13 protein-coding genes and 1 riboswitch are annotated in these 18,375 nt (G+C 51.9%); of the genes, 12 read left to right on the top strand and 1 reads right to left on the bottom strand.

From position 1 onward, the window contains the following. The first annotated feature begins 260 nt into the window (after positions 1-260). The 12 genes from F3H20_RS14770 (at position 261) to F3H20_RS14715 (ending at position 18,001) form a co-directional block, all read left to right on the top strand. Positions 261-1,844: a DUF4127 family protein gene (locus F3H20_RS14770; protein WP_149735681.1), complete on the top strand. Its 1,584-nt coding sequence runs from the start codon at positions 261-263 to the stop codon at positions 1,842-1,844. Between the two features lie 191 nt (positions 1,845-2,035). Further along, the gene (locus F3H20_RS14765; RefSeq protein WP_149735680.1) at positions 2,036-3,007 is read left to right on the top strand and encodes a 3'-5' exoribonuclease YhaM family protein; all 972 of its coding nucleotides are present in this window, start codon (positions 2,036-2,038) and stop codon (positions 3,005-3,007) included. A 429-nt stretch (positions 3,008-3,436) separates the two neighbouring features. Continuing rightward, entirely contained in the window at positions 3,437-5,098 is a 1,662-nt protein-coding gene (locus tag F3H20_RS14760; protein ID WP_149735679.1) for a ribonuclease J, read from the top strand. Between the two features lie 296 nt (positions 5,099-5,394). Then, on the top strand, positions 5,395-6,426 hold the full coding sequence (locus F3H20_RS14755) for an aldo/keto reductase (protein WP_149735678.1): 1,032 nt from the start codon (positions 5,395-5,397) through the stop codon (positions 6,424-6,426). Positions 6,427-6,443: 17 nt separating this feature from the next. Next, positions 6,444-7,001 (top strand): gamma-glutamylcyclotransferase family protein, encoded by a 558-nt coding sequence (locus tag F3H20_RS14750; RefSeq protein WP_149735677.1) that lies wholly within the window; start codon positions 6,444-6,446, stop codon positions 6,999-7,001. Between the two features lie 109 nt (positions 7,002-7,110). Continuing rightward, positions 7,111-7,196, top strand: a riboswitch (cyclic di-GMP riboswitch). Positions 7,197-7,722: 526 nt separating this feature from the next. Then, complete coding sequence (locus F3H20_RS14745) at positions 7,723-9,024, top strand: methyl-accepting chemotaxis protein (RefSeq protein WP_223191785.1); 1,302 nt, start codon at positions 7,723-7,725, stop codon at positions 9,022-9,024. 335 nt (positions 9,025-9,359) lie between these two features. Beyond that, positions 9,360-10,022, top strand: a complete 663-nt coding sequence (locus F3H20_RS14740; protein WP_149735675.1) for an MBL fold metallo-hydrolase — start codon at positions 9,360-9,362, stop codon at positions 10,020-10,022. A 132-nt stretch (positions 10,023-10,154) separates the two neighbouring features. Then, positions 10,155-12,212 (top strand): nicotinate-nucleotide--dimethylbenzimidazole phosphoribosyltransferase, encoded by a 2,058-nt coding sequence (gene cobT, locus F3H20_RS14735; RefSeq protein WP_149735674.1) that lies wholly within the window; start codon positions 10,155-10,157, stop codon positions 12,210-12,212. Positions 12,213-12,737: 525 nt separating this feature from the next. Further along, positions 12,738-14,132, top strand: a complete 1,395-nt coding sequence (locus F3H20_RS14730; RefSeq protein ID WP_149735673.1) for a PTS mannitol transporter subunit IICB — start codon at positions 12,738-12,740, stop codon at positions 14,130-14,132. A 179-nt stretch (positions 14,133-14,311) separates the two neighbouring features. Beyond that, positions 14,312-16,408: a BglG family transcription antiterminator gene (locus F3H20_RS14725; protein ID WP_149735672.1), complete on the top strand. Its 2,097-nt coding sequence runs from the start codon at positions 14,312-14,314 to the stop codon at positions 16,406-16,408. A 2-nt stretch (positions 16,409-16,410) separates the two neighbouring features. Continuing rightward, entirely contained in the window at positions 16,411-16,848 is a 438-nt protein-coding gene (locus tag F3H20_RS14720; RefSeq protein WP_149735671.1) for a PTS sugar transporter subunit IIA, read from the top strand. Between the two features lies 1 nt (position 16,849). Further along, complete coding sequence (locus F3H20_RS14715) at positions 16,850-18,001, top strand: mannitol-1-phosphate 5-dehydrogenase (protein ID WP_149735670.1); 1,152 nt, start codon at positions 16,850-16,852, stop codon at positions 17,999-18,001. A gap of 155 nt (positions 18,002-18,156) precedes the next feature. Here F3H20_RS14715 and F3H20_RS14710 read toward each other — a convergent pair. Then, the coding region (locus tag F3H20_RS14710) for a transposase (RefSeq protein WP_149735669.1) at positions 18,157-18,375 on the bottom strand (219 nt) is incomplete at its 5' end.

Raw genomic sequence — 18,375 nt, 5'->3', positions numbered from 1 at the left:
GTCTTAAGCAATTAGACTGATGCCGGCTGTTTTTTTTATTGTCGCAGATGGCAAGGGTGTGGCGCGGACCACGGTTACCGGGAAAGCCGTGCGCGGAACCGTATCTGTCTTTAGAAAGAGACTCAGAGCAATCTGAATAAAAGGACCATTGATTGGCCTCTTGGCTGGCGGTGCCTCTGTGATAAAAGGTAGCTTCTCCGGTTATGCTAAGAATACTACTGAATTAGCGTAACGGGGGAGGTTGCCGGGTGGTCGGGGTTATGAAACGTGGGGCTGGCCGATGGATGAGCAGGCTATTGCTTTGCTGGAGTTTTGTCCTGTTGTGTTTCGCCGGCGGGGCTGTCGGCCGCGGCGAGGCTAAAAGCATTGTATATATACCGGCCGACGACCGGCCGGTATCGCTGGGCTATGTGGTTGATACGCTGCAGGCTTCAGGCTGTCAGTTGATTGTGCCGCCTGCCGAATTGCTGGCCGGACGGGGCCGCGCCGGCAAGCCGGAGGCTTTGTGGCAGTGGCTGGCGGAGCAGGCGCCGGCTGCCGATGCATTTGTTTTATCCGGCGATACTTTGATTTATGGCGGCCTGGTCGATTCCCGCACCCATGAATTGCCCGGCTTTATACTGGAAGGACGGCTGCAGCGGTTCGCCGGGCTGCGCCTCATGAATGCCCGGGCGCCTGTCTATGTTTTCGCCACACTGATGCGGTCGCCGAAAATGAGTATCGGCGGCATGGAGCCGGTCTATTACGAAAAATACGGCGGTGCTTTGTTCCAGCTTACGGCTTTGCAGGATGAGGCTGAGCTGCGGGGGTTGTCGGAGGAAGAGCAAAGCAAGCTGCAAGGCCTGGAGGCGTCTCTTCCGCAGGAATATCTGAGTGACTGGCTGGAGCGGCGGGCTAAGAACTATCAAATCAATACCGGGCTGCTGGCTCTGCTAAAACAAAAACAATTGGATTACCTCTTGCTGGGACGGGACGATACCTCGCCCTTTTCCCGTTCTCATCAGGAGTTTCGGTCGTTACAGCCTTTGGTGAGGGATTTGCCGGCCGGCACTTTCGCTTCTTTCCCCGGTGCCGACCAGCTAGGCATGGTGCTGCTGACGCGAGCTTCTAACCGCCTGGCCGGCAAGCGGCCGTCCGTATATGTCCGTTATGCCGCCGGGGCCGGGCCGGATACGTTGGCCAGCTATGAGGACCAGCCTTTGGGGCTTACGGTGGTTGATCACATTAAGGCGGCCGGTGGTCAGGTGGCTGCCACAGCGCAGCAAGCCGACCTGGTTCTCTACTTGAATACGCCGCTTAACGGCAAGACTGAGGAAGCCGATGTATTTACCAACCTGCCGGTCAGGGAAGAGCGAACGGAGAAGCTGGCGCAGCAAATGGCCGAGGATATCCGGGCTGGCCGGTTGGTGGCCATGGCCGACGTGGCCTACGCCAACGGTGCCGATAATTCACTGCTGCAGGCCATGTTCAAACAGGGCTTGCTGGATAAGCTGGCTGCTTATTCGGGCTGGAACACGGCCAGCAATACCCTGGGTTATGCACTGGGACAGGGCTTGCTGGCCCGTAATATGGATGATAAGGAACGGAAACGGCTTCTTGCCGTCCGCTATTTGGAGGACTGGGCTTATCAGGCTAATATTCGCCCGGAGGTTTGCTGGGAAGTGGTGTATCTTAACCAGGGCAGAACGGAATATCTAAGCTGGCTTAATCCTGAGGCCACCGCCCGGACCAACGAGAAGCTGCAGCGGTTTGCCCGGCGGTTTCTTTGGATTGACCCTGCCGCCATCCGCGTTGCGTATCCTTGGGATCGCATGTTTGACCTGGCAGTGGCTGTGGCTCCCTGAAACGGGATGGCGCTCCGCCAACCTTGAGAGCAGAAATTGCTGACGGTCAAAATTTCGCCATCAGCTTCCTGTCTCAAAGCTGACGGAGCACTGGCAGGAGTTTGCAAAGTTTTCGAGAAGTAATTGCGATACGATTAAGACACGGGCCGCTGTTTTGCAATGAACCGGTCCGTCGACCATGGGAGAGAAATATGGAAAATAAGAAAATTTGTGATATGAAGCCTGGCGACAGTGTACAGACCTTTTTTCTAATTAAAGCGGTTGATTGCAAAACCTCGAATAATAATAAACGCTATTTAGATATTACCCTGTCTGACCAGACGGGAGAAATGAATGCCAAGCTATGGGATTGCAGTCCGGCAGACGAAGCGCAGTACGTGGCTCGCTCCTTGATTAAGGTAAAAGGCGCCGTATTTGAATGGCAGGGCAAATTGCAGCTCAAGATAGAGAAACTCCGGCTGGCCGGGGCGGAAGACGGGCTGGTGATTGCCAATTTTGTGCCGGTGGCACCCCGCGATGCCGAAGCGATGTATGCCGAACTGCTGCAGTTTGTCAGAAAGATTGAACATGCCGATCTGAACGCCATTGTCAGTTTTATCATCGACGATTGTAAGAAGAAACTGCTGATTTACCCGGCGGCCAAGAGCAATCATCATGCCGTGCGGTCCGGTCTTTTGTATCACATTCTTACCATGCTGCAGCTTGGCGAACAAACATGCCGGATTTATCCGTTGTTGAATAAGGATTTGCTGTTTGCCGGTATCATTTTGCATGATATTGCCAAGCTGGATGAAATGGATGCAGGAGAATGGGGTATTGTTTCCGAGTATACCGCCGAGGGGGAATTGCTGGGCCATATTGTCCAGGGGATCAAGCTGATTGACCGGGTAGCCCGGAAGGTCGGTGCCGGCGAGGAGGCTTCCCTGCTGCTGCAGCACATGATTCTTTCCCATCATTATGAGCCGGAGTTCGGCAGTCCCAAACGCCCGATGATTCCGGAGGCGGAAATGCTGCACCATCTTGATTTGATTGATGCCCGGATGTACGATATGCAAAAGGTACTGGGAAGTACCCCGCCCGGCCGGTTCTCGGAAAAGGTGTGGCTGTTGCAAAACCGGAAGCTCTATAAAGCGGCGGCCGGCAAGCCGGAGGAACCGGTATAATAATGCGGACAAGAGGCTTGTAGTGCGGCAACTGCCGTATACAGCCTCTTTTTTATCGGGAGCTGCCAGTCTGATTTGGGGCGGTACGCCGGGACAAAAGGCGAGCTGATTTTTTACTTTTTTGACCGGCGCTAAACGTTACATACTATATTTGCCTGTGGAAAAAGCTTTGTTTTTGGGAATACTATTGATAATAAAGCAATGCTTTTTCTAGCGCCGGGGCTGCAAAGCAGAGCAACAGAAGGATTTTTCTTGCAAAAATCCGGTAAAATGTATATACTTAAAGGAATTATTATGAGCGGATAATTGATACCGGTTTGGATTGAATTTCTACCGGCGGGCAAGGGAAACGGCGGAGTAAGCCCGGCGGGGGCTTGTAGTAAACAATAAATATATGAAGTAAATTGATACATTTGGAGGGAAATTTTCTTGAGTAGTGATGAAAAATTATTAATTATCCCGATCGGGGGCCTTGGCGAAATTGGCAAGAATATGACGGCCTTTTGCTATGGCGACGACATTGTCGTACTGGATTCGGGTATGGCTTTTCCGGAGGAGGACATGCTGGGCATTGACCTTGTCATTCCGGACATGACCTATTTACTGGATAATAAAGATAAAATCCGGGCCGTGGTGTTGACCCACGGCCATGAGGACCATATCGGTTCGCTGTTTTATCTGTTGAAGCATGTAGACGTGCCGGTGTACGGCTCCCGTCTGACCTTGGGTTTAGTGGAGGGCCGGCTGCGGGAGTATAGCGTACAGGCCAACAGCCTGATGCCGGTGGCGCCGGGCGACATGATCCGGGCCGGACAGTTTGAGATCGGTTTTATCCAGGTCAACCATTCGATTGCCGATGCGCTGGGGATTTACTTTAAGACGCCCATCGGTACAGTGGTGCATACCGGCGACTTTAAGATTGATCAGACGCCGGTCGACGGCAAGATTATTGATATTCACAAATTTGCCGAATTAGGCGACCAGGGCGTGCTGGTGCTTCTGTCGGACAGCACTAACGCGGAACGGCCCGGTTTTACCAAGTCGGAACGGACGGTAACCGAGGCGCTGAACGAACATTTCCGGATGGCCAAGGGCCGGATCATTATGACCACCTTTGCGTCTAACGTGTTGCGTCTGCAGCAGGCGATCAGTTCGGCCTACGAGTTCGGGCGCAAAGTGGCCTTGCTGGGGCGCAGTATGGTGACGGTTATCACCAAGGCCGCTGAACTGGGGTATATGACTATTCCCGATGGAGTACTAATCGGGGTGGAGGAAATCAACCGTTATCCGGATAATCAGATCCTGATTCTGACGACAGGCAGCCAGGGGGAACCGATGGCGGCATTAAGCCGGCTGGCGTTCCAGAATCACCGCAGTATGGAAGTTCACCGCGGCGACACCGTACTGATTGCCGCTACGCCCATCCCGGGCAACGAGCGGTCAGTAGGCCGGACGATTGACGCGCTGATGCGACTGGGAGTAGACGTAGTCTACGAGCGTTCTTCGGGTATTCACGTATCCGGCCACGGCAGTCAGGAAGAGTTAAAACTCATCTTGAATCTGGTTCGTCCGAAATTCTTTATTCCGGTCCATGGCGAATACCGGATGCTCAAGTTTCATGGCAAGCTGGCCAATGAAGTGGGCATTCCGAAAGAGAATGTTTTTATTGGCGAAAACGGACAGGTCCTGGAATTTACGAGGGAAACAGGCCGGGTGTCCGGCAAGGTTACGGCCGGCAAGATTTTTGTCGATGGGCTGGGGATTGGCGATGTGGGCAACATTGTCATGCGGGACCGGCGGCAGTTATCGCAGGACGGCGTGCTGATCGTAGTGGTTACGCTGGACAAGCAGAACGGTCTGGTCCTGGATGGACCGGATATCGTCTCCCGTGGCTTTGTGTATGTCCGCGATGCGGACAACCTGATCAACGAAGCGCGGCGGGTGGTTAAGGAGGTGCTGGAGCGTTATCAAAATGCACCGGTTACCGAATGGATGCCGATGAAGTCGGACATGCGGGATTCGCTGACAAAATATTTATTTACCAAGACCGGACGAAAGCCGATGATCCTGCCGATCATTATGGAAGTTTAGCCCGGATAAGGCACAGCAAAGGCGCGGCCAAACACACATTTTGTGTTTGACCGCGCCTCTTTTGCAGTCTCAGGCGGTTGTTAAGCCCTTTCCGGTTGCTGATCGATGACCGGCAGCAGTATTTTTATCATAAAAAAGAGATCTCCGGCACATAAATATTTTGCCGGTACGGCTGGAAGAGAAGCAAGGCTGTTGGCAGGAATTTGCACTTGCATACAGAACTTGGGAGTTGTAGCACGCAGTAAAAGTCCTGCCGGCTATTGTCGGACGGCATAATACAAAGGAGGATGGTTGTTTTGCAATACCGGATATTAGGGAAAACGGGTCTTACTGTTTCCGAAGTGGGCTTTGGCGGCATACCCATTCTACGCCTGCCGGCTTCCGAAGCGGTCAAGATACTGCAGTATTCTCTGGAACGGGGCATTACCTTTTATGATACGGCCAATGCCTATAAAGACAGCGAGGACAAAATCGGCCAGGCATTTAGCCATTGCCGGACCAAGGTTATTATCGCCACGAAAACGGGCCGGCGGGATGCCGCCGGGGCGACGGCACACCTGGAAAACAGCTTGCGTATGTTCCGGTCGGACTACATTGATTTGTACCAATTGCACCAGGTGTCGCAGGAAAAGGACTGGCAGGCTATTACGGCGCCGGGAGGTGCCTTGGAAGCTGTTGTGAAAGCCCGGGAACAGGGGAAAATCAGGCACCTCGGGATTACGTCCCATAATCTGGCGATGGCCATCAAATTAGTGAAAACAGGTTTGTTTGAGACCATCCAATTTCCGTTTAATTTTATTGAACAGGAGCCGAAGGAAGAACTGCACAAAATCGCCAAAGAAATGAATCTCGGCAATATCGTGATGAAGCCCTTTGCCGGCGGGGCGCTGGATAATGCAGCGCTGGCGTTTAAGTTTCTGCGCCAGTATCCCGAAGCTATTCCTATTCCCGGTTTTGATTCGGTTGCGTCGATTGATGAAATACTGGCTATCTATGAAGAGCCCAATCAGGTTAAGCAGGAGGATCTGGCGGCCATGGAAGAGTGCCGCCGCGAGCTGGGACAGCGGTTTTGCCGCCGCTGTGAATATTGTCAGCCCTGTCCACACGGGGTTATGATTACACCGGCCATGGGCTATCCCATTGTGGCTAAGCGGATGTCGCCGCAAGTTTCCATTGAGTTTTCCAAGGCGGCCATGGAGAGTGTGACGAACTGTGTGGAATGTGGCGCCTGCCTGCCGCGATGTCCTTACGAACTTTCCATTCCGCAAATTATCAGGAAGAACTATGAAATGTTTGTAGAGCACCGCCGGCTAGCCGGACAAAATTGATCGAGTAGGGGGAATCCATGATGAGACAGATTGAGGAACGTTTGTATTTTGCTTATGGGGCCAATATCAACCGGGCATTGATGCACTTAAAGTGCAGTAATCCTCAGGTATTGGGTATTGCACGGCTGGAGGGACACCGGGTTGATTTTTTCGGTTATTCCCGCACCTGGGACGGCGCGGTTGAAACTGTGGTTCCCGATCCTCAGTCTGCTGTATGGGGTGTGTTGTACCGTTTGGAGCCGTATGACTGGGAGCGCCTGGATAACTGCGAGGATGCCCGGGCTGACGGAACGGGAGAATATTTTCACTACCCGGTGGAAGTGTCGGTGGATGGAGAAGCTCCGGTAGCGGCTACCATTTATAAGAAAGCCCGTTTGGGTCAGCCGGAGGTACCCAGCACGCAATATCTGAATCTTGTTCTTGAGGGTGCCCGGGAGCAGGGATTACCTGGCGAGTATGTGACAGCACTGGCTGCAGTGCCTTCCAAACCTGCCGCTTACCCGGTCCCCCGGCGGCCGTCTTATGAGAGGGTAGGCCAAGGCGGCTGTGATGGCTGCAGCGGGTGCGAAGAGTAGCCTGCCATTGTCCTGCCTCATAAAAACACGAAGATGGTTTGGATAATGGGTATTTTGTCCTAATTATTATTGACATCGTTCGAATAAAGTAGAATAATATAATCAAATTAAGGATATCCGGCAAACTTATTGAAAAATAAGGGCGCAAAGCTATGGGTCTACGGACTTTTTGTCTATGATTGCCAGGTTGCTCTATTGTAATATTAGCCAGGCGACAGCTTGGTTTTTTATTTAGAAAACAGGATATGGGCAGATGGATTTTCCGGCTAGGCAGTCTAAGTTTGGAGATTGACGGGTGCAAGCTAGTGAGCTTTTACCGCTTGCTTTAGTTTGGCGCAGGAGTTGATTGTTACGACCTAGTGGGCCGTTTACTTTGAAAATGCAAATTGAATGGGCGGTTTTTTTCAAGGCGAGACTAAGGCGGCGCGCCTATCGGGCGGATGTGGGCCAATGATAACAAAGTCTTGTGAAAACAGAACCGTAAAGTGCTTGTAATTTCAGAGTAAATAGCCCACTAGGGTAAATTCAGTTAGATGGCTGTGGCTGGCTTGGAAAGTTTGCCGTAACCGGCGGAGAGGAGGAGAAAATACTAAAAAATAACGGGTAAGTCCTAACAGGATACATTCTGTTGGAGGGATTAGTTAGAATCTGTCGAATTTTCAATAATATAAAATATAATATAGCTCTAGAGAACTGGAGATATAGGGGGATGGAATTGGACATGACTACTCTTCGAACGAGATTTCTGCTCACTTTTCTGCCGGTGCAAATTATAACGGCTGTCGTATTGTCGGCCATCGGTTATTATTTGTCCCGGCAATCATTGCTGGCTAATCTGCCGGAAGAAAAAGCGCTGGCAGCTATTGGTTCATTAACACCGGCATTGGTGGGGGCATCTTTTGTTCTATTGGTGCTGGTGGCAATTTACATTATGGTAATGAGCGGCCGGCTGGCGGAACCGATTAAGTTGATGCGTGATGAATGCTTGCTGTTGTCTCAGGGCGATTTGAGACAACGGCCTGACTTGGTCACCTCGGAGGACGAAATCGGTCAACTGGCCCAATGCATTAACGATATGCGGACTTCACTCCGCGCTCTTGTGGCTCAGGTTTTATCCCAGGATGAGCAGGTGGCCGCTTCCAGTGAGGAACTGACAGCCAGCGCTCACCAGTCGGCCGAGGCGGCCAATCAGGTGGCCGGCTCAATTACGGAAATTGCTCAGGGAACAGAGAAACAGGCGGGGTCGGCCGAATACATAGCCATGATTGCCGACGCCATTATGCAAAGTACCAAGGAAGTGGTCACGGCAGCCGGCGATGTGGCGCATATTGCCCAGAACACGTCGACCGAGGCCGAACAGGGACGGCAGGCAGTAGAGCAGACGGTGGAACAAATTAACCGTATCGGGGAAGGCTCGGACGCCGTACAGCAGGCTATTGAGGAACTATCCAACGGATCGCGGGAAATCGGGGAAATTGTCACGCTGATTTCTTCCATTGCGGGACAGACTAATTTGCTGGCCTTAAACGCCGCCATCGAAGCGGCTCGGGCGGGAGAACATGGCCGCGGTTTCGCTGTTGTGGCCGAGGAAGTCCGGAAGCTGGCCGAAGGCTCCAACCAGGCGGCACAGCAAATTGGCACCTTGATCACCAAAAATCAGGTAAATATGGAACAGGCGGTTACTGCTACGCAGGCCGGAGCAGAGGGTATCCGGGCGGGAATCCGGATGGTTAATGCAACAGGGGAAGCTTTCGGCAAAATCGTGGATTCCATTGTGGTGCTGTCGGAACAAATTGACGGTATTGCCCAGTCGATTGATCATATGGCTGCCGGCAGTGAAGAAATGGCAACAGGGATTCAGGACGTTGCCAAAGTCAGCACGGCGACTTCTTCCGAGGCCCAGAATGTATCGGCCGCCACAGAAGAGCAATCGGCTTCGATGGAGGAAATTGCCTCGGCAAGCCAAAGCTTGGCTCAACTGGCCGGTGAATTACAGGCAGCGGTGGCTAAGTTTAGAATATAGCGGAGTTTGTCATTTGCCCGGACGGAGCGGACTAGTTGCGACATGCACTAGGGAACCGCTGATGTAATGAGCCTGCCGGGCTGGCGGGAGATTTTTTCGTCGGGCAGGGAAGTAAAACCGCAGGAATAGCGGTTCCTGTTTCAAGGTTTTGCTGACGCAGCCAGACAGAAAAAGATCCGCCAGGATGTGCAGTGTGAATAAATCAGTGGTTCCCTGGGATTTGACAAACGGGAAAACATCGAATATGATGAAAAAGCACAGCCCACTATGCCGCCCGAGGCGTGCGGTGGGCTGGTTTTTATTTTTCGACGAAATTTAAGATAAGGGCGAGACAGATGACGGAAATACATACGTTAGTATTAGGCTTTGCCAACGCGCTGCTGGTCAGGGAGCGGGGAGTGTTGCTGGTGGATACGGGAATTCATGTCGATGAGGCACGGTATGCGGCGGAATTTACCCGGCTGGGCTTACAGGCCCGGGATATTCAACTGATTGTGGTTACCCACGGACATGCCGATCATTACGGACAGGCCGCGCTGCTCAAGGCCATGACCGGCGCACCGCTGCTTTGCCATGAACAAGCGGCGCCGCTGTTGCGAACCGGTGGGCACGCTCCTGCTGTGGCCCGCAACGGGCTGGGCGAAAAGGTACTTAAAATGTTGCGCCCTAATCTGCCGCTGCTTGCCGCGCCGGTAGAGCCGGATATTGTTATGAACGGTGAGGCGTTTGACTTGCGTGACTATGGAATTGACGGCAGGGCGGTATATACCCCGGGGCATACCGACTGCTCCATCTCGGTCGTGCTGGCCTCGGGGCAGGCTTTAGTCGGTGACATCCTTGTTCCGTCGCCGTTTACCGGAGAACCCTGTTTGGCGTATTTTGCTACCGATGAGCAGCGCCTGCTGGCCAGCGTCCGTCAATTGTTGGGTCAGGCCAGCCTGTTTTACGGTGGCCACGGCGGCCCTTTTACCAAAGATCAGGTATTAAAACTTTTATAAAGGCAAACTCAACGGAGCCCGTTTGCAGCCAAAGCGCCAGGTACTGCCTGCCTTGTTGCGAACGGGCCCTTTTGCAGTGTTGGCGACAGCAGTAAAGTGTTCGCCGGGAGAAGAAGAATTTAGGAGGCAATTATGAAATTACTGAATGAAACAATTGCCGGTATTGCCGGCCTGGATAAGGCGGCGATGACTGCCGTGCGTAGCGAGCTGGAAGATTTGCTTAAGGACGGGCAGGATATCGGCAGGCTGCGGGGGCTGGTCGTACAGTATGCCGGCATAATAGGTACGACAGAGCCAACGGTGCCGAAGTGCTGCATGGTGGTTGCCTGTGCCGATCACGGGGTGGCAAGACGGTCGGTTAGCGCCTATCCGATCGAGACGACAGCGCAAATGACCAAGAACTATGTTTGCTCACAAGGCGCCAGCGCCAATGCCCTGGCCAACTTTTCCGGTTCCGACATGGCGGTGGTCGATGTGGGTGTTGCCGTCGACCTGGCCGGTGTGCCAGGCCTTTGGCATCGTAAAATTGCCTATGGCACGTCGGATGTGGCCGAAGGGCCGGCAATGACCCGGGAACAGGCGATTCAGGCCATCGAGACAGGCATTGAAATCGTCAGGGAAAAAGTTAAACAGGGATATAATTGCTTTAGCCTCGGTGAAATGGGTATTGGCAATACGACGGTCAGTGCGGCGATTGTTTCGGCCTTTACAGGCATTTCGCCCCGCCAGGCCACTGGCAGGGGAACAGGCATTTCCGACAGTCGTCTGGCGGCTAAAATTGCCATCGTGGAACAGGTGCTGGCCGTCAACCGGCCTAATCCCAAGGACGGGCTGGATGTACTGAGTAAAATCGGCGGCTTTGAATTGGGCACCCTGGCCGGTGTTGTGTTGGGAGCGGCGGCTCATCGCTGTCTGGTAGTTATCGACGGGCTGAACACTACGGCGGCAGCGCTGCTGGCTTATGCGATAGAATCCGGGATTAAACCGTATCTGGCGCCGTCCCATCTGTCCGGCGAGCCGGCCCACAAAGTGGCGCTTGCTCACCTGGGGCTTGAAGCCATGCTGGATTTGGGAGTGCGGCTAGGTGAAGCGATTGGCGCTTCTTTTGTGGTTAATATGCTGGCCTATTCGGTAAAAATGCTCCGGTCCGCTGCCGGGCAACCGGAAGTGGCCGGCCGGGAAGAGGTTATCCGTCTGGCAGAGGCACCGGGCGGTGCAGAAGACCTGCTTACTACCCTGGGGGCAGCGGTGTTGCCCCTGGACAGGTCGAGCATGGAACGCTGTCAGATCCGGATTGACAATCTGACCAAGCCGTTGGGGAGCCTTCATGCCCTGGAACACTTGGCGGTTAAGCTGGCCGGTATAACGGCCAATCCCAGACCGCGTGATTTACCGCGCAGCCTGATTCAGTTGCAATACGGTAGAGTCGATGCGGACCGGTCGCCCGTGTTTCAGGTGGCTGCCGGTCATTGCAAGGCTCATCTGGTAATAGCCCAATTGTTTACCGGGGAAGAGGACATAGCAGCGCTGCCGGCACGTTGCGGTCTAATCAGAGAAGCCATCAGACAGGGAGTTCGTTTGGCAGCGATCGAAGCCGGCCGTGGTGTCCGGATTATTGGCATTGCCACAGGCGACAGCCGGGAAGTGCCGGCGGCTGCCGCACTGACGGCCTGGCTGGCGGATAAGCGGGAGTTGGAAGGAACAGAAGGACTGACACAAGAGCAATTGATGCAGGCCCGAGAACTACTGTGGCGCCTGGCCGGCATACAGGCAGGTGAGCTTGAGCCGATTACTCTCCTGGCGACCCTGGAAGGCTTTGAGCTGGCTGTCTGGCTTGGCGTAATTGTGGGTGCCGCCGCTCATAAGGTGGCCGTCGTGCTGGATAATCTGGTAACGGCGGCGGCAGGCTTGCTTGCTGTCAGATTGGTGCCGTCAGCGGATGCTTATCTGATCGGTTCCCATTACAGCCGGCTGACCTTACAGAAAACCGCTCTGGATTTAACCGGCGTCCCGGCGTATCTGCACTTGGCGCTGCAGGATAGGGAAGGGGCAGGGGCGGCGTTGGGGATAACCATTCTCGACGCCTCGCTGCACATGCTGAACGATATGAAAACCTTTGGCGAAGCCGATGTGGCAGTAGCGCAGGACGGCCTGGGAGCTTTGAAACAAAGCAAGGATATAAAGGAATAATCAGGCGGCAGCTGCGTGCAAGGCAGTTGCTTCAAAACAGTACGGCCGTTTTCCCTGCGGGGAAGCGCCGTACTGTTTTTTTGCAAGGCCGATTAATAAGTTACCCACCTTAGAGAGGCCGGGTACCTTATCTGCTTTAATCTTTATGAATGGGGACGCTATTTCTGTGTCCTTCGTTGTCGTCAGCATACTACCGGTATGCCTTCTTCCTCCGGAAAATAGTCTTACCATGATTCCAACGTTTCAAGGCTGACAAAGTACTAGTCGTCATAAAAAGAAAAGAAAGTGCGAATTTCCTATTGCCGTTAGCTACTCGAAACTTTACATAACGTAAAATATGGAAATAAATGTAATGAATGGGCCGTGAAATTATTGGTAAAATAGACAGTGAAATTAAATGTTGGCAACAAGTAATTTGACGAATCTCAATTTTCATTTGCTTGATATCTTGTTTTAGATCATTTATAGTTATAGCTGTAAGGACTTATTAAAATTTGTCAACAAAATAATGAGGAGGTAAATGCAATGCAAAGTTCTGTTGCTCAAACCGAATCGCAGGGAGCCAGAGTGGCGATTCAAAAGTTTGGCCGATTCCTCAGCGGGATGGTTATGCCAAACATCGGTGCCTTTATTGCATGGGGTCTTATTACGGCTTTATTCATTCCTACCGGGTGGATACCCGACGCGTACTTCGCAAAATTAGTTGGTCCGATGATCACCTTCCTATTGCCATTATTAATCGGTTATACCGGCGGTAAAATGGTCCATGACGTCCGCGGTGGGGTTGTCGGTGCTGTAGCCACTATCGGCGTAATCGTCGGTGCAGACATTCCAATGTTCCTGGGCGCTATGATTATGGGGCCTTTCGGCGGCTGGATTATCAAAAAGATTGACGCGGCTTTCGAAGGTAAGGTTCCTTCCGGTTTTGAAATGTTGGTTAACAACTTCTCCGCCGGTATTGGCGGCGCTATCGTGGCCCTGGTGGGTTACTCCGGTGTTGGGCCGGTTGTTGGCGGCCTTAGCAAAGCGTTAGCTGCTGGCGTTGGCGTAATCATCAGTGCAGGCATGCTGCCGCTGGCTAACGTCTTCATCGAACCGGCTAAAGTACTCTTCCTGAACAACGCAATCAATCATGGTATTTTAAGCCCGATCGGCCTCGGACAAGCTGCTCAAGCCGGTAAATCCATCATCTTCCTGCTTGAACCAAACCCGGGTCCTGGCTTGGGTATTCTGCTGGCCTACTGGCTGGTTGGTAAAGGAATGGCTAAACAGTCTTCCCCTGGTGCGATCATCATTCACTTCCTTGGCGGTATTCATGAAATTTACTTCCCCTATATTCTAATGAATCCCCGTTTGATCCTGGCCGCTATGGGCGGTGGCGTAGCCGGTACGCTGACATTCCAAATCTTAGGAGCTGGTCTGGTAGCCGTTCCCTCGCCTGGTAGTATCTTCGCTTTAATTGCTATGTCGCCGAAAGGCGGGCTGTTCCCGGTATTGGCCGGTGTAGCCGTAGCCACTGCCGTATCCTTCTTCATCGCTTCGGCTCTCTTAAAGATGGGCGGACAAACGGAAGAAGATGATTTGGAACAAGCCACTGTTAAAATGCAACAGATGAAAGGCAAAAAAGTAGAAACCAAAGCAGTTACCAACGTAAGAAAAGTAGTATTCGCTTGTGACGCAGGCATGGGTTCCAGTGCTATGGGCGCTTCCATCCTTCGCAAGAAATTTAAAGATGCCGGTTTGGATATCACTGTCATCAACACAGCGATTAACGAACTTCCCGGCGATGCCGATATTGTTATCACTCAGAAAAGTCTGACTGAACGGGCTAAAGGCAAACTGCCGGGCGCCGAGCACATTTCCATTGAGAACTTCCTGAGCAGTCCGGAATATGATCAACTGGTAGAACGTTTGTCCTAATAAAAAAATCACGCTAGTTGTATGCCAACTAGCGTGAACTCTTTTTCACAGGCAAAACTGATCAGAACTGAGAACGGATGGCACCTTAGCAGAAGTATTGAGGTTCAAGGGCGTTTGCCTGTATCCGGAGGGACTGGGCGCGAGCCCAGTCTGTTCTCCATTTGCGGGGAGGGTAATGTATGGGCGTAAGCTCAAGGCAGCGGATGATTCTGAATATCCTCTTAACTGAAGAACAGGAAATCACGATAAAAGATATAGCTGACCGAATTGAGGTGAGCACCCGTACTGTACACCGGGAGTTAACCGAACTGGAACCGTTGTTAGAGCAGCAAGGGTTACAGTTGGTAAAACGGTCCGGCATTGGCGTTGCCATTGAAGGCGAGGCCCGCCAAAAGGAAGAGCTGCGCCTGTCTCTGTACAATCAGACTACGGTGGAGTATGCGCCGGACGAGCGGAAGCTGCTCATCCTGTGCCAGCTACTGGAGGCGACAGAGCCGGTCAAGCTGGTTTCACTGGCTTTTGATCTCAAAGTGACGACAGCGACCATCAGTTATGATTTGGATGAAATGGTGGATTGGCTGCGGCGCTACGATCTGACGCTGCTCAGAAAGCGCGGTTACGGTGTGGAACTGTGCGGTTCGGAGTCGGCCAAACGCAAGGCGATGAGCGAACTGATCACGGAGCATTTGGATGAATTTGAACTGCTGGGCATTTTAAAGGAAAATATCCACGGCAAGTCCACCCGGCATATCAATACCGTTTCCGAACGGCTGCTGGGCTTAATTGAAAAAGAAAAACTGATTATGATTGAAAACTCGCTGCGAACCCTGGAGGAAGAATTACCCTATCCTCTGGCGGACAGTTCGTTCATCGGTCTGGTGATTCATTTGGCGCTGGCCATTGAGCGCATTGAAAAGGGAGAACAAATTACTTTTGACGAAGAGCATCTGAAGGAGTTGGAGCTTACCTCCGAATTCCGGATCGCCGAAACCATTATTCAACGGTTGCGCAGTATTTTTCAGATGGATATTCCTGACTCTGAAATCGGCTACATTACCATGCATCTTCGCGGCGCCAAACTGCGCAGCTCTTATGATGATTGGTTTGAATTCAAAAATCTGGAACTGGTCACTAAAGTTAACCGGATGATTCGCTACTGTGAAGAACAGCTTGACGTTTCATTTCAGGCTGACCCGAATCTGGTACAGGGTCTGCTCACGCATATTGAGCCGGCGTTATTTAGAATCCAGAAGAACATGAAGATTCGCAACCCCTTGCTCACCGAGATCAAAGCCAGGTACAGCGATTTGTTTCAGGTCCTGAAGCAGGCAGTGGCCGAGGTTTTTGACGAACTGACGGTGCCTGAGGAGGAAATTGGCTATCTGGTGATGCATATTGGCGCTTCGCTGGAACGAATGGGGCAGTTTAACCAGAAATTCCGGGCCCTGGTTGTGTGCTCCAGCGGCATCGGTTCCTCCAAGATACTGGCCAGCCGGATTGAGAAGGAATTACCCTATATCGGTCTGGCGAAAAATATATCCTTGTTTGATATTAATAAAATTCCGGAAACCGAGTATGACTTGATTATTTCGACGGTTCCCCTGTCGCTGCAGCGCGATGATTATGTATTGGTTACGCCCTTGCTAACCAAGGAGGATGTTCACAATATCAATGTTTTTCTGAAAGGTATCAGAAAAGGTCCCTGGCAGCCGGATGCTTCGAATGTGCTGAACACTGAGGAAGTGCTGAGCGATTTGAGAGGCTGGCAGGCTTATATTGGTCATACCTTATCGATTATTGAAAACTTTCGTTTTGATACCGTGTTGAATCAAAACATGCATATAGAAGAGGTCCTGGAGGCTATTTGCCGGAAATTGGAGCAGTTGCAGGTCATCCGCGATAAAGAAGAGGTCATTGAAAAGCTGTTGGAAAGACAAAGACTGGGGGGCCTGGGTATTCCCAATATGCGGCTGGCATTGTTCCACGCTAAAACCGAAGCGGTGCTGCGGCCGGCGGCACGGCTATATCTTCTGGATAATCCGCTGCTCATTAAAGGCATGGATAAGAAATACCTGGATGTCGACCGGATTTTACTCCTGTTGGCCCCGGCCCGGATCAGCAAGGAAGGGTTGGAAGTGCTGAGCGAAGTCAGCTCATTGCTCATTGAGGACGAACTGGCTCCTATCCTGGAGTCCGGCAATCAGCAACGCATTATCGCGTTTTTTACAACCCATCTATATAAATATGTATTAGCAAAGATAAAAAAGGAGAGATAATGATGAGTCAAGCATTAATCGGAAAAAATAAAATTAAATTGAATGCCAGTGTTGCCGACAAACGGGAAGCGATTGCCCTGGCCGGCCAGCTTTTGGTTGATAACGGGCATGTGGCGCCGGATTATATTACTAAAATGTATGAGCGGGAAGAGCTGATCACCACCTATATCGGCAATGGCGTAGCTATTCCGCACGGCACCAACGAGGCTAAACCGTTTATAAAATCCTCGGGAATTTCGGTTGTCCAGGTACCGCAAGGCGTTGACTTCGGGGAAGGCAATAAGGCCTATCTTTTAATCGGCATTGCTGGTGTGGGCGATGAACATCTGGAGATTCTCTCCAATATCGCTTTGGTCTGTGCTGAGGAAGAAAACGTAAAGAAACTGGTAGCGGCTAAGAGCGCCGAAGAGATTATCGATATTTTTGAAAGGGGTATGTAATATGCTGGCAGTTCACTATGGTGCCGGCAATATTGGACGGGGTTTCATCGGACAGTTATTGCATCAGGCAGGATATGAAATTTGCTTTGTTGATGTCAATCAGGAACTGGTGGAAGAAATCAATAACCGCAAAGAATATACGGTAGTGCTGGCCGCTGAGGAAAAAACGGCTTTTACTGTGACCTCGGTCCGGGCGGTCAACGGCAAAGATGAAGACGCGGTAGCCCGGGAGATTGCCAAAGCCGATCTGGTTACCACCGCCATTGGTCCCAATATCTTAAAATTTATTGCTCCCGTCATTGCCAAGGGCATTTCACTCCGGCTGCAGCAAGGCGGGGAACCGCTCAATGTCATCGCCTGCGAGAACATGATTGGCGGCAGCTCGGCACTGCGATCCTTTGTCTATGCTGCTTTGAGCGACGCCGACAAGGCGCAGGCCGATAAGGTTATCGGTTTTCCTGATGCCGCGGTTGACCGGATTGTTCCGTTGCAGAAAAATGACGACAAGCTGTTGGTTACAGTCGAACCTTTTTATGAATGGGTGGTCAATAAATCTCAGATCGTCGGCGCTATCCCGGCGATTGACGGGGTAACCTATGTGGATGACCTCAAGCCTTTTATTGAGCGTAAGCTGTTTACTGTCAATACCGGTCATGCCACGGTAGCCTATCTTGGCTATCTGCAGGGATTGCCCAGCATTGACCAGGCCATGAAAAACCCGGACATTGTGGCCACGACCCAGAAAGTGCTGCACGAAACCGGTGCTGTCCTGGTCGCCAAATACGGCTTTGACCGGGAGAAGCATGAAGCCTATATCAATAAAATTTTAAAACGCTTTACCAATCCGTATATCAGCGATGAGGTGACCCGGGTGGGCCGGTCACCGGTTCGCAAGCTGTCGCCGGCCGACCGTCTGGTAAGTCCGGCCACACAGGCAGCAGCCTATGAGTTTGAACCGGTCGGGCTGGCAACCGTTATTGCCGCCGCGCTGCTGTTTGATTATCAGGAGGATCCGGAAGCTGTCGAAGTGCAGGGTTTTATCCGGGACAAGGGAATTGAAAAGGCCATTGAGCACTATACGGGAGTTGCTGCAGGTACGGCGCTGTTCTCCGGTATTCTTGCCCAGTACAATCAGCTTAAGACAACCAGATAAGTCTGTTTTAACAACAAACAAGCAGCCGGCAGGCTGCTTCAGGCTGTTGAAGAACCCCATGGTTTGGGAAAGATCTAAGCCATGGGGGTTTCTATTAGACAAAACAAAAGGAAAACCATCACTAAGTAGACTCAAAAAGAAAAGATTGCCGATACCTACGCCAGTCTGGCGAGGTGATTGGCAATCTTTTTCATGTTTTGACAAGCAGCCGTTAGTAACGCCTGCTCTTGTACATGCTCTCTACCCCTAAACCGGCAATAGCGAAGTCCGTGCAGTTGCTTAGCGTCTGCAAAACTCCGCTCAATGGTTTGACTTCTCTTCCTATATAGCATTTTTCCTGACTTCGTAAGCCGGTTTTGCCGAACCCACTCTTT

The sequence above is a fragment of the Propionispora hippei DSM 15287 genome (assembly GCF_900141835.1).
Classification (GTDB): domain Bacteria; phylum Bacillota; class Negativicutes; order Propionisporales; family Propionisporaceae; genus Propionispora; species Propionispora hippei.
This window is presented reverse-complemented; position numbering and strand designations above follow the sequence as displayed.